Annotated in this window: 12 protein-coding genes and 2 pseudogenes; 8 read left to right on the top strand and 6 right to left on the bottom strand. The window is 59.6% G+C overall.

Annotated features, from left to right (window positions below):
- Window positions 1–27: 27 nt before the first annotated feature.
- The 4 genes and pseudogenes from U5G49_RS04225 to U5G49_RS04210 all read right to left on the bottom strand — a co-directional run.
- Complete coding sequence (locus U5G49_RS04225) at window positions 28–1,485, bottom strand: HlyD family type I secretion periplasmic adaptor subunit (RefSeq protein WP_193446135.1); 1,458 nt, start codon at window positions 1,483–1,485, stop codon at window positions 28–30.
- The gene (locus U5G49_RS04220; RefSeq protein WP_193446136.1) at window positions 1,482–3,629 is read right to left on the bottom strand and encodes a type I secretion system permease/ATPase; all 2,148 of its coding nucleotides are present in this window, start codon (window positions 3,627–3,629) and stop codon (window positions 1,482–1,484) included. Before U5G49_RS04220 ends, U5G49_RS04225 begins: the two co-directional genes overlap by 4 nt.
- Window positions 3,630–3,838: 209 nt before the next feature.
- Window positions 3,839–4,015: a hypothetical protein gene (locus U5G49_RS04215; RefSeq protein ID WP_193446137.1), complete on the bottom strand. Its 177-nt coding sequence runs from the start codon at window positions 4,013–4,015 to the stop codon at window positions 3,839–3,841.
- Between the two features lie 60 nt (window positions 4,016–4,075).
- Window positions 4,076–4,366 (bottom strand): annotated as a pseudogene (locus U5G49_RS04210) (IS481 family transposase); the annotation flags it as partial.
- Between the two features lie 339 nt (window positions 4,367–4,705).
- Between U5G49_RS04210 and U5G49_RS04205 the strand changes: the two are divergent.
- Genes U5G49_RS04205 through U5G49_RS04195 form a run of 3 tightly spaced genes read left to right on the top strand, consistent with a single transcriptional unit; the run spans window position 4,706 to window position 6,750 of the window.
- Entirely contained in the window at window positions 4,706–4,903 is a 198-nt protein-coding gene (locus U5G49_RS04205; protein ID WP_065283532.1) for a hypothetical protein, read from the top strand.
- On the top strand, window positions 4,893–5,381 hold the full coding sequence (locus tag U5G49_RS04200) for a recombinase family protein (RefSeq protein WP_284200481.1): 489 nt from the start codon (window positions 4,893–4,895) through the stop codon (window positions 5,379–5,381). The genes U5G49_RS04205 and U5G49_RS04200 overlap by 11 nt, the downstream gene beginning before the upstream one ends.
- On the top strand, window positions 5,320–6,750 hold the full coding sequence (locus U5G49_RS04195) for a recombinase family protein (RefSeq protein ID WP_322790908.1): 1,431 nt from the start codon (window positions 5,320–5,322) through the stop codon (window positions 6,748–6,750). Before U5G49_RS04200 ends, U5G49_RS04195 begins: the two co-directional genes overlap by 62 nt.
- A 222-nt stretch (window positions 6,751–6,972) precedes the next feature.
- On the opposite strand, the pseudogene U5G49_RS37320 reads toward U5G49_RS04195, so the two are convergent.
- Window positions 6,973–7,730: pseudogene (locus U5G49_RS37320) on the bottom strand (helix-turn-helix domain-containing protein); the annotation flags it as partial.
- 430 nt (window positions 7,731–8,160) lie between these two features.
- On the opposite strand from U5G49_RS37320, the gene U5G49_RS04180 reads away from it, so the two are divergent.
- From U5G49_RS04180 to U5G49_RS04170, 3 genes are all read left to right on the top strand, one after another.
- Window positions 8,161–9,006, top strand: a complete 846-nt coding sequence (locus tag U5G49_RS04180; RefSeq protein ID WP_193446155.1) for a dienelactone hydrolase family protein — start codon at window positions 8,161–8,163, stop codon at window positions 9,004–9,006.
- 86 nt (window positions 9,007–9,092) lie between these two features.
- Complete coding sequence (locus U5G49_RS04175; protein WP_245510096.1) at window positions 9,093–9,272, top strand: hypothetical protein; 180 nt, start codon at window positions 9,093–9,095, stop codon at window positions 9,270–9,272.
- Between the two features lie 358 nt (window positions 9,273–9,630).
- Window positions 9,631–10,941: an integrase catalytic domain-containing protein gene (locus U5G49_RS04170; RefSeq protein WP_246289400.1), complete on the top strand. Its 1,311-nt coding sequence runs from the start codon at window positions 9,631–9,633 to the stop codon at window positions 10,939–10,941.
- A gap of 133 nt (window positions 10,942–11,074) precedes the next feature.
- On the opposite strand, the gene U5G49_RS04165 is transcribed toward U5G49_RS04170, so the two are convergent.
- On the bottom strand, window positions 11,075–11,536 hold the full coding sequence (locus U5G49_RS04165) for a hypothetical protein (RefSeq protein WP_193446157.1): 462 nt from the start codon (window positions 11,534–11,536) through the stop codon (window positions 11,075–11,077).
- A 289-nt stretch (window positions 11,537–11,825) separates the two neighbouring features.
- Here U5G49_RS04165 and U5G49_RS04160 point away from each other — a divergent pair, with 289 nt between their 5' ends.
- Window positions 11,826–12,155, top strand: a complete 330-nt coding sequence (locus U5G49_RS04160) for an ArsR/SmtB family transcription factor (RefSeq protein ID WP_018449519.1) — start codon at window positions 11,826–11,828, stop codon at window positions 12,153–12,155.
- Window positions 12,152–12,616: an SRPBCC family protein gene (locus tag U5G49_RS04155; protein WP_193446158.1), complete on the top strand. Its 465-nt coding sequence runs from the start codon at window positions 12,152–12,154 to the stop codon at window positions 12,614–12,616. Before U5G49_RS04160 ends, U5G49_RS04155 begins: the two co-directional genes overlap by 4 nt.
- The last annotated feature ends 1 nt before the right edge of the window (window position 12,617 follow it).

The raw sequence follows: 12,617 nt of genomic DNA, 5'->3' as shown, positions 1-12,617 counted from the left end.
CGCTTCAGTAAGGTGTGATCGTAGCAACTAACGCTCATGAAGTGCTTCTTCTGCGACCTCGACCAAAGGCGAGAAGACATATTCCAGGATCCTGCGCTCGCCCGTTCGAACCTCCGCAATTGCTGCCATGCCCGCACTTAACTTGACCTTACGGCCATCTGCTGAAATTTGGTCTGCCTGCAGGCTCAACGTGACCGGAAATACGAGATTCTGTATTCTTTCAGCGCCGCCGAACGCGGTCTCTGCCTGCCTCGTTACAGGGTCACCTTCACGGCGTGCGGCGTCGGGTTCCGGAATCGCATCTGCCGCAATTTTGATGACGCGGGCCGGGATCGTCCCGTAGCGAGTAAAGGGAAAGGCTTCGAGCTTGACGACAGCATCCTGGCCGACCTTGATGAAGCCGATGTCCTTGTTCAAAGCGTAAACTTCGAGCTCCAGTGTGCTTCCCTCAGGTACGACACGCATCACGTCCTCGCCGACGGTCACCACTTGACCCACACTGGTAATCGAGGATGCTTGCACCGTGCCGTCTATTGGACTGCGCAAGCTCATCTGCTCGCGAACATTTCTGGCTTTCGCCAGCCGCTGCTCCAGCTCTTCGACCCGACGTTCCGCATTACCCAGCCGCTCGAGCTGATCGCTTAGGAACGCTCGTGTTAGCTTGTCCTTCTCCCGCGCAAGGACCTCGATTCCGGCCGCGGCATCAGCGAGCTGGCCTTCCTGCATGACTAGCTGCGTCACCTGCTCCTTCAAAGTTTCCGTCGCATCGATCACGCTCGCCATCGTGCCGGCTTCCTTCGAAGCAAGCGTATTGCGCATCGCCACACGCTCTTTCAGGGTTTCAACCAGCGACTTTTCAGCCGCAACCGTCACGATCAGACGATCCCGTTCCACTTCCTTCTGGTGCTTCTGAGCATCAAGTGACGCGACTGCGGCCTGGTATTGGCCGAGGTCACCCCGCAGGATGCCTTCTTCACGACCACGCAGTTCATCGGGCGCGTCTGCATCCCATGAGATCGGTGGCAACGACTGACCCATCTCCTGAGAACGAACATAATCCACCGCAGTTTTTCGGCGCCGGACCTCGGCCCTCACGGACGCCAGGCCTTTTGTCGCATCCGTCTCGTCGGCAATGGCATCCGTCGGATCAAGTTCGAGTAGGATATCCCCGCTCTTGATGTGTGTTCCATTTGATGGCGGAAGCGCCTTCACCTTACCCGTCAACAGCGGCTGAACAACCTTGACACGACCCGTCGGCTGGATTTTGCCTTGTGCAGCCGCAATGATGTCGATGCGGCCAATATAGGACCAGATCAATGCCGTTGTGACGAAGGCGCAAATGATCATGATCAGCGCCAGACGCACCGGCGAGGGTGGGGTCTCCAGGATTTCGATCGCCGGCGCCAGAAACTCATGATCGGATCGCTTGAGCGGGCGCGACGGAAGGCCGGCATATCGAACAGCTTGGGCAGGTCCACCTTTCATGCGGCGCCTCTGTCGTTCTGCAAGGCCCAAAGTCGTGCATAGAGCCCGTCCGAGCGCTTGAGCAGATCGTCATGGCTGCCAACTTCCGCTATGCGCCCGTCACCCATGCCGATGATCCGGTTGCAAGGCCGCACGGCGGCGAGCCGATGCGCGATGATGATAACCGTTCGGCCGGCGGCGATCTGGTGCATGTTGGTTTGCACGACGCGTTCGCTTTCATAGTCGAGGGCGCTGGTCGCTTCATCGAAAATCAGGATCGGTGGGGCGGTTGCAAGCGCACGGGCAATGGCGATCCTCTGACGCTGGCCACCGGACAGGTTTGCGCCGCGCTCTTCGATCATCGTGTCGTAGCCGTGCGGCAACCGCAAAATGAATTCATCCGCTCCGGCGAGCTTGGCAACCGCAATAACCTGAGCCCGCTGCATCGCCGGATTTGAAAAAGCGATATTGTCGTGGATCGTACGGTTGAACAGCAGGTTCTCCTGAAGAACCACTCCGATGTTGCTCCGAAGCCAGGCGGGATCGAGCTGGGATAGATCCATGCCATCAAGAAGGACCTGCCCCTCTTCGGGGACATAAAGACGCTGCACCAGTTTTGCGAGCGTCGACTTTCCGGAGCCCGAGGCGCCGACGATACCGATGATCTCTCCCGGCTTTATTTCAAGTGATACATTTTTCAAGACCTCCGGAGAACCGGGCCGATAACGGAACGTTACGTTTCGAAGTTCGATTTTCCCCTTTGGTACCGGCAACGACGAACGGGTTTTTGGCTGACGTTCCATCGGCGTGTTCAGAATGTCACCGAGCCGATCGACCGAGATCTGCACCTGCTGGAAATCTTGCCAGAGTTGGGACAGCCTCAAAATCGGCTGGGTGACCTGCCCGGCAATCATGTTGAAGGCGACAAGAGAGCCAACGGAAAGCTCGCCTTCGATTACGGCCCTCGCACCGAAAAGAAGAAGGGCGGCCGTCGAAAGCTTGCTTACATATTGAATGGCGTTTTGTCCGCCAACGCCAAGCAGGGTCGTATCGAAGGCTGTTCGCACGTAAGCTGCGAGCTTCTCTTCCCACTGCGCCTGCATCACCGGCTCCACCGCCGCGGACTTCACCGTGTGGACTCCGACAATGGCTTCGACCAGGAACTGCTGGCTTGCCGCGCCCCGATTGAACTTCTCCTTGACGAATTCGCGCAATGGCGGTCGAACCACGCTTCCGATCAGAATGTAGATCGGGATGGCGGCGATGACGATCAGCGTCAGGCTCCAGGAATAAGCGAAAAGAACCGCGATGAAGACAAAAATGAAAACGACGTCAAGCGCCGAAAACAACCCCTGCCCGGTCAGAAACGCGCGGATCGTTTCAAGTTCGCGGACGCGGGCGACGGTCTGTCCGGCAGATCGCGTCTCGAAGTACTCCAGCGGCAGCCGTAGCAGATGATGGAACAATCGTTGGCCGAGCTCAACATCGATCCGATTCGTTGTGTGAGCCAACGCATAGGCTCTCAGATATTGAAGCATCACATCGAAGAGGCCAATGATCGCGATACCGGCGACAAGCACGAACAGGGTCGAATAGCCTTTGTGCGTCAGGACCTTGTCGACCACAATCTGAAAGAACAAAGGTGTGATGAGCGCGAAGATCTGCACAAACAGCGAGGCAAGCAACACATGTGCGAGCGGCTTTCTATAGCGCCAGATCGATGGCAGAAACCACTTGAGACCGAATTCTCGCGGGTCGGACCCTTCGCCCCTTATGCGCCGGCCTACAAGAATAACACGCCCGTCGATTTCGGCTAAAATATCTGATGGAGTAATTTCGCGATCAGCACGCGTTATCGGATCGACAAGTCGATACTTCCCGGACGGATTCAACCCGGCGAGCACCTGAAAGGTTCCGCTGCGCACTTGGACAATGGCGGGGACGGGCATGGCTCGAAGACGTTGCTCCGTGACCTTCTCCACGACGCGCGCCTTAAGTCCGATGATCTTGGCTGCTCGCTGAATGTCTATGGCCTGGGACGTACGCCCCTTCAACGCCAGGTCGTGCTGCAGCTGAGCCGGGTCGGCAGCAATGCGATAGAATGCAGCGATACCGCAGAGCGCACGAAGACCGGAGTCCAGATGCTGCGAAACGACGCCATCCATATGCGGAACTAATCCCTCTAAGCTGCGGATTGCCCCGCTCACGACACCACCCGCCCAACCGCTTGCCGCGACTGTCTGCCGAGATGTACCTCACTCAGAAATGCGGCGCCACGGGGATATTGGAGCCTTGCAGATTTCGAAATGGTTGTGGCGAAGAAGCAACAGCGCACCGTCGGTAGCATATCTGCACTTCGCCGGCGCCTCGCCTCTCATGGCTGGGCGCCGCGTTGCGAGTGGCTGCGGGCCTTCTTGACAGGCAGCACATAGCCCGCGCGGGCCAGCCGGGCCACCGAGGGATAACCGATCGCAACGACATGGAGGTAATAAAGCGGCAGGCAAGCGGCGATACCGACGCCTATCTCGAGGGTGTCGAGAAGTCCTGACATCAGAGGCCTTCCAGGCAAATTAGCGCTCCTTCTGCTTCGGTCGCCTCAACGGCTGGTCCTTCATCGACTCATTGACAGCCTCGGCGTCGTTGCGCCGAAGAAGACGCCGTAGAGACCATCGCGGTGGAGCGGGCGGATGGCGAGGCATTCGGTTTTGAAGGCGTTGGGCACGCGCCAAGCCCGTCCCTTGAAGCGGACATAGCCCTTGGTTGTTCCAACGCGGCGCACGATTTCGCCGCTGTCATAGGCCGGTTCGGGCAGGCGGTCGGGAAACGGGCGCGGTGAAGGCCGGTAGCGGCTGGCCGGCACGGCCATGTCGATGCCCTGGTGGGGACGGCAATGGTTGTACAACACGACGATAGAACACCCACGGGACCGAGGTTCGCGAGCTTATGTATCCGTGGCATCCCTGGTCCGGACGGCTCGTTCACGTGCATGATGCGGTGTCCAAAGGGACGCATATTTTCCGCTGCAGCCTGTCTGGTTCTTCTTCTGGTCGACTTCTTGAGGTCCCGTCGTGGATGTTCGACCGATCAGTGAGTGGTTGTTGGCGCAGCCTGGCGGTCCCGCACGTCGATCTCGCAAGCCTGCATACTTTGGCAAGATTGCTGAAGGACGCTGATGCCTCATCGCAATCTTCGGTAATCGGCGCAGCATTGGTCTCTCACGAAACGAGTCGGAGAGATGTTCATGCCTCGCCAGCCCATGACATGCCAGTTCGATCTGTTCTCGGCCCCGCAGCGGGGGAAGACGGCAGGGACGCCGCAATGGTCGGAGTTGCCGGAGGAGACCCGCCAAGCGTTGACGGTGCTCATCGTGCGGCTGTTCGTCGATCACGCAAAGTGCGGACATGCCTCCCAACAGAAGGAGGCCGGTCATGATGCATGAGAAGATCGGGCCGCATCATCTGAAGCGGAAGGCCATCCTCTATGTTCGGCAGTCCTCGGCTCACCAGGTTCTGCACAATCGAGAGAACAGCGCCCTCCAGTACGCCATGCGCGACCGTCTGGCAGCGCTTGGATGGTCACAGATAGAGACGGTGGATGACGACCTTGGTCGTTCGGCCGCCGGCGGCGTGACCCGCGCTGGATTTGATCGGATGGTGGCGGAAGTCTGCCTTGGCAAGGTTGGCGCCGTGGCCGCGCGTGAGGTATCGCGCTTCGCCCGGAACAGCCGCGATTGGCAGCAACTCATCGAGATGTGCCGCGTTGTCGATACCGTCCTGGTCGACCAGGAAGCAGTTTATGCGCCCCGCCAGGGCAACGACCGCCTGCTCCTGGGTTTGAAGGGCAGCCTCAACGAGTATGAACTCGATCTCTTGCGAGCGTTCCCTTTCCGCCCGCCATCAGAAGGCTCGCCGCGGTGAACTCGTCGTCACTGTTCCGGCCGGCTTCGTAAAGGCCGGTGATAGGATCGAGAAGGATCCAGACCGACGCATCCAGGAAGCCATCGCACTCGTCTTCAACAAGGTCGCCGAACTCGGGAGTGCCCGGCAGGCCTTGCTATGGTTCCTTGAGCAGGGGTTGGACCTGCCCGTCAGGTGCGCCAACGGTGACGTCATCTGGCGCAGGCCAAATTATGCCACCATCCACCGGATGATTGCGAACCCGATCTACGGCGGCGCTTATGCTTATGGTAAGAGTCGTTCCGTACCGGGATACGATGGCCGATCTGGAATTCGCCGCAAGGCGCGTGACGAATGGGTTGCCCTGATCCCGGACGCGCACGAAGGTTACATCAGTTGGGAACGGGCGGAGGAGATCCGCAAGATGGTCAGCGACAATGTACCGGCCAGTCGCCATCATGGAGCGCCGAAGCATGGCGACGCTCTGCTTGCCGGCCTGTTCCGCTGCAAAAGGTGCGGCCGGAAGCTGACGGTTCGTTACACAGGAGCCAACCATAACATCCCGCGCTATTCCTGTTGGCGTGGTCTACTCGATAGTGGCGAACCACGTTGCATCGCCTTCGGCGGTCTGCGGGTCGATGATGCGATCGAGGAGGCGCTGCTCGGCGTGGTCGAACCGGGAGCCATCGCGGCCGCCGGTGAGGCGGAACGCAATATGGCCAGCCAACGCGATAAGGTTCAGGATGCCCTGCTGCGCGACCTCGAGGCAGCACGCTATGTAGCCGACCGGGCATTCCGGCAATATGACGCGGCCGATCCGGAAAACAGACTTGTAACGTCGGAGCTGGAGGCGCGCTGGAACAAGGCGCTGACTGGCGTCGGCGAGATCGAGGCCAAGATTGCCAAACATCGGACAGTTACGCCGCAGCCGTTCCCTATGTCCGCATCACAGGTAACCGCACTTGCGGGAAACCTTCGCACCGTCTGGACGGCGCCGACAACCGATGCAAGACTGAAGAAGCGCATCGTGCGCACGCTCATCAATGAAGTGGTCGCCGATCTCGATGATGGAACCTCTGAGATCGCCCTCGTCATTCATTGGGTTGGAAGCGTCCACACCGAGCTGCGCCTGCCGAAGCGACGCCGTGGCCAAAGAAACGCGACCCCTGACGACATTGTCGACGCTGTGAGACAGCTCATCTTGATCGCCAATGACGACGTGATTGCCGGTGTCCTCAATCGCAACGCATTGACGACCGGCAATGGCAATCGCTGGACACGGGAGCGGGTCACCGCGCTGAGGTCATATCGCAAGATTCCGGTCTTCCGTCCGCAGATCGACGGGGTCGAGCCATGGCTTAATCTTGTGCGGCGAAGTTACTCGGGATAACGCCAAAGACGCTGCGTCTGGCGGCGAGGCTGGCGATATTGAGGGGGTTCATCCGCTACCCGATGGCCCATGGATCTTCAGCCGTTCCAAACTCGCGACCCCACAAGCACGTCAGATCCTCGATCGTGCCCGGAAGAACCCTCGCCACCCCGCGGGATCGCCTCCAGATCAGGAAAACCTATCCCCTTCAATGACATAGAAAGATGGGTGTTATGAAACAGGATTGTAGATGTCACGCCAGCGGTCGAAGGCCCTTTGCGCTTGGGCGTGGGTGGCGAGCGCAGCGAAGTCGAAGACCTCGGCCTTGAGGCTGCGGTGGAAGCGTTCGTTCTTGCCGCGGCCCTGGGGGTGGTAAGGTCTGGCATGGTTGAGGTCGATGCCGAGCTTGAGCAGCCAGACACGCAACCTTGTCCATTGGTTGGGCACGCCGGTGCCCCATGGGTTGCCGTTGTCGGTATAGATGGCCAGCGGCAGGCCGTGGCGGCGCAGGATGGGCTCCAGCCGGCCGCGGACGGTCTGCATGCGCTCGTCGGCGCAGGCTGAGGCCTACGGCGAAGAGGGAATGGTCATCGATAACAGTCAGGGGATGGCACCAGAGGCCTGAGACGAGCTGCGTGCGGCCCTGGCCCGATGCGGTCGTGGCGCACCAGGATGGCGTGGACGGTTGATGCAGACGGCGGCTCGGTCCCGAGATCCTGCAGCCGGCGGGCGATCTTGCGAGCGGCCCAGGCCGGATGTTCGTCGCGGATATCAAGCACCGCGCGCTCGAGATCGCCTCCGGTACGCCGCGGGCTCGCATGCGGCCGGCGGGAGCGGTCCACCACCGGCTCGCCCGCCCGCAGGCGCCGCAGGCAGACATAGCCCGTCTCCCGGCTGATGCCGAAGCGCTGGCAAAGCTCAGAGACGTTCGTCCCCTCCAGCCCTGCCAACCGGCAGAATTCCAAACGCTCATCCACAACTGACCTCGACCGCCAAACCATGCCGACCTCCCGAAAAATCATTCCGGAAGTGTCAGGCATGTCTCCGAACATCTGTCAGCTATGTATCAAGGCCGTACACTTGAGCCTGGGATCCATTCCGCTTCTGATGGAGACCAACGTGGGTCCTCGGGTCAAACCCGACGATGACGGAGCAAGAGGTGGGCCGTGTGACAAATCCGCAAGCCTTAGAAAGTGGCGCGTACGATCAGCCGGCGGCGACCGATTTGGTCGACATCACCTCTGGACTCAAATTTCGCAGCTTGGATTTACGGCAGTCATAAACGACCTGCCAGGGGGTGATCAAGCGCTTCTAACCGCAGCGCGCAGATAATCTGCCCGACCCAATCGGCGGCACCCCCTCACCCGCTTTGCGAGCCTTCAGGTCCGGCGTACAATGAGCAGGCTGTTGATCCAATAGCGGAGAAGTTCAGTGAAAACCACGAGACTTTTTCTGTGCCTCGTCGCTTTTCTCAGCGTCACGCTCGCTGGAAACCCGGCTGATGCCGACGAACGGGTTCACTTCGAAAGCGCGCCCGTCAAGCTCAGCCCGTTTCGAATAAGCAAGGCTAGAGAACAGGGAGAAATTATTTCTCAACCGCAAGGCACACCCCTGCTGGGATATCTATCCCGCCCGAAGGGTGATGGCCCCTTCCCGGCGGTCGTCCTCCTGCATGGATGCGAGGGCATGCGGTTGAGCGTCAAAGACCTTTGGCCGAAACGGCTGGTTTCGTGGGGTTACGTCGTGTTGGTCGTCGATAGCTTCACTACCCGCAACATCAAGGACACGTGCCAGGGTTCGCTCCCCGATCGCCTCTTCGACGCCTATGGCGCTTTGAATTTTTTATCGAAACAAAGCTTTGTCGATGCGCGGCGCGTTGCCTTGATGGGCTTTTCAACGGGCGGCACCGCGACGCTGGAAGGAACAAAAATCGAAGGCAACGAACAGCTCATGGACCACAAATTCAGGGCAGCGGTTGCCTACTATCCGCTCTGTGCAGCAAGTCAGGGCGATGCAACAGTGCCGACCCTGATTTTGAGTGGCGAACGCGACAATTGGAGCCCGGCTGACCGGTGCCAGAAGAGGCTTGCCCGTCTGAGCGACAATGGCCCGCCCATCGAGCTCAATGTCTACAAGGGCACTTACCACGATTTTGACGCCCCGGAGTTTAAGGTGGGACGGCGGGTGTTTGGTCACATCGAAAAATACAATCCAGACGCCGCAGGAAAATCCATCCGCAGCGTTCGAACATTCCTTCAAACGTACCTCTCGAACTAAAGCCCGAGCTTTGTCCGCATGAGCGCCGATACTGTTGAAACACGATGCCCGGTGTTATGGTGGTTGCTCGCAAGAGGAGCGAGCGGATGATCTGGATCTACTCTGTCATCGGCGTCTTGAGCGGCGCGCTACTGATCGGCCTCGCGATCTGGGTCGGCATGTCACCATCATTATCCGACCGAAAATCGTGGCTGCCGGAACCGAGTGGAAACTCCGTAGAGCCGAACGATTCGAGTATTGCGGGATCGGGTAGTGACTTGGCTTAGATCTGCGGGAGATTGATGTCAGGCGAATTGAGAAACTGACCCCCGCATTGCCTCACGTTGATTGTTACCGATAGGGTCCGCGTCCCGAGGGGATGAAGCCGTTGTTGTCATCCTGGTTCGGAGGATGGATGGCGAGGCGGGTTAGCATGGCGACACGGTCGGAATTGGTCGAAGCGATTGTCGAGCGATATCGTTCGAGCTGCCGGGCCGACAAGCAACGGATTCTGGACGAGTTCGTCGCAGTTACCGGATATCACCGCAAGCATGCGATCCGGGTGCTCCGCCGTCCAGCGACCGGTTCGTTACCCACTAGACGATATCCCGTACGCTATGGCGCCGATGTTCGGGAGGCACAGTCTTGTGGGAAGCATCCGACCGCCTCTGCTCGAAGCGCCTCAAGCCGCTGATCCCCATCTTGCTGCCGGCTCTTGAGCGGCATGGCCGGCTGGATCTTGATATCGAGCTTCGCGACAAGCTGCTGACAATCAGCGCAGCGACTGTGGATCGCCTCCTGTCGGAAGTGCGTGCTGTGGCCCGCGGCGGACAACGCCGCCGTGCCGGAATGAGTTCTGCGGTTCGGCGGTCGGTTCCTGTGCGCACGTTCGGGGACTGGAACGATCCGCCGCCAGGTTATGTCGAGGTCGACTTCGTGGCCCATTCCGGCACCTCTTCATCCGGCAGCTTCGTACAGACGATGGTGCTGACCGATATCGCCACAGGTTGGACCGAATGCGTGCCAGTGCGGACACGCGAAAGCGGTCTTGTGATCGCTGCCATTAAATGTGCCAGGTCGCTGTTTCCCTTTCCGCTGCTGGGCGTTGACTTCGACAATGACAGTGCCTTCATGAATGAACTCGTGGTCTCCTGGTGCCGAAGTCAAGGGTTGGAAGCAACCCGTTCCCGTGCCTATCGGAAGAATGATCAGGCATGGGTCGAGCAGAAGAACGCGCCATCGTTCGACGGCTGGTCGGCTATGGCAGGTTCGTTGGGGCCGAAGACGGCGGCGCTTGTTCGCCTCTATGGCGCGGTGCGGCTGCACGTCAATCTCTTCCAGCCTTCATTCAAGCTGCGAGAGAAGACCCGCATCGGCGCCCGTGTGATCAAGCGCTATCATCCGCCACTGCCGCCAGTCGAGCGCGTATTGGCCCATCCCGAGGTGGCCGAGATCGACAAGGAGCGGCTGCGCGCGATGTTAGCAACGGCGGACCCGGTAATGCTCTTCATTGGCATCCGTGCGGCGCAGGAGGATTTGGGAAAACGCGTCGATCGTCGTGGAGTGCAAGTAACGCCTGAGGAACCTGTCGTCATCGACCTGCGGCGCTTCACCGCTAATCTGAAGACGGCTTGGCAGAAAGGCGAGGTGCGACCTACGCATAAAAGGTCATATCGGCGGACCAAACCCTATCCGAAGAGGCCGACCATGCTTGAGCCGTATGAAGCTCAGATTCGGGCATGGCTGGAGGCTGATCCGACACTCTCGGCGGCCATCGTGCTGCAGCGGCTGATGAACGTCGATCAGACACGGTTCACAAACAAGAGCCTTCGGACGGTGCAGATGGCGGTGAAAGTCTGGCGTCAGGAGTCGGTCGTTGAGATCCTCAATGGCGACTGGATGACGATCACGCCGGCTCTTCCACCCGCCAAATCGTTTGGTAGCATTCTTCGGTGAGGCAATAGGAGGGGTCAAATCTTCACTTCGCTTGACAATTGAGCGTCGGCTGCGAGTTTTACACCAACGCACCCGCATTCTCCGTCATTCCAGGCCTTGAGCCTGGAATCCATGCCGACCGGCCGCGGAGGCACTACCGCGTGAGCATCGCCTTCAGTCGCTGTTGCAAGGCAGGAGGTTCGCTAGACATTCGAACCTGACCGAGCGCATACCGCATGGCAGGCGTGAACGGCAGCCAATGCTGCAAATGATCCAGCAATTCATCCGACATCATGTCTTCGAGCGGGCCGGCGCCCATTTGACCGAGCGCTTTCTCGTGATCAGGTAATCTGGCTTGCTCGACAATGGCGAGAATGCGCTTCAAGACGCTCTCTCTCGAATCATGCAGTAAAATCGTCGACCAATACCATTCGCCAGGATCTGCGAGATAAGCCTGCACATAGGCTTCAGCGCTAACCGGTGGCTTTCCGACAGCCGTCACATCCGGCAGCCACGTCAGATCCGATGCGAGCGCGCTGCGTGTGAACGGTTTGGCCGCTGGAGCGTCGGCGGTGTGGCTCCCCGAGCGCGGGTTGCTACGGTTTTTCTTGGTCACTTTGGCTTTCCATTTCGAAAGCACTCTGCATCAGCAAATGGTTGTCCGCAACTCAACTCCGCTATCCCCGGCCACTCGACGCGCCATCCGCTGCGCCGGCGGCAAGTTTGGCGGAAACGCGCCCCCACCCTCCGTCATCCCAGGCCTCGAGCCTGGGATCCATGCCCGTGGCTGATGGAGGCCGACGTAGATCCTCGGGTCAAGCCCGAGGAAGACGGAGCAAGAGGCGAACTCCCCACCAAACAAATTAGCCTTGACTCATCAATTAGCATGCGCTATTGATTACCTCATGATCGAAGCCGCCTCCATCACCGCCGTCATGCGCGCCCTTGCCGATCCCACGCGGCGGGCCGTGTTTGAGCAGATCGTCAATTCAGACGAAATCACCGTCGTCGAACTGACGCGGGCAAGCAGCGTCACGCAGGGCGCCATTTCGCAGCACCTCAAGGCGCTGAAGCAGGCGGGCCTGGTCGCGGAGCGCCCCGAGGGGCGGAAGGTCTATTACCGCGCCGAGCCGGAAGGCCTGGAGCCCCTTGTCGACTGGATGAGCCATTACGGCGTCTTCTGGCGCGACCGCTTTGCCAATCTCAGAACATTGCTGAAGGAAATCGATCCATGAGCGACGCCGCATTGAAGCCCGACACGCAAGAGATCGTGGTCGACGAGGTCTTCCCGCATCGGCCGGAGACGATCTGGAAAACGCTGACCACGGCCAATCTGATGGGCCGCTGGCTGATGATGCCGGCTGGCTTCGAGCCCTTGGAAGGCAAACGCTTCACCTACCAGACGACGCCGGCCGGCGCCTGGGACGGCACCATTCACTGCCAGGTGCTGGAAGTGAAGCCGAACGAGTGTCTCTCCTATGCCTGGAAAGGCGGGCATGAGGGAAATGCCGGCTACGGCTCCCCGCTCAACACCGTGGTCACCTTCATTCTGTCCGAGGTCGAAGCCGGCACGCGGCTTCGCCTCATCCATTCCGGCTTCGTCCTGCCGAGGAATGAAACCGCCTTCCAGAAGATGGGCGAAGGCTGGAAGAAGGTCGTGAAGAACATCGGCGCCATCGTCGGCGAGACGGACTGAG

The organism is Rhizobium indigoferae (genome assembly GCF_034554815.1).
Classification (GTDB): domain Bacteria; phylum Pseudomonadota; class Alphaproteobacteria; order Rhizobiales; family Rhizobiaceae; genus Rhizobium; species Rhizobium leguminosarum.
This window is presented reverse-complemented; position numbering and strand designations above follow the sequence as displayed.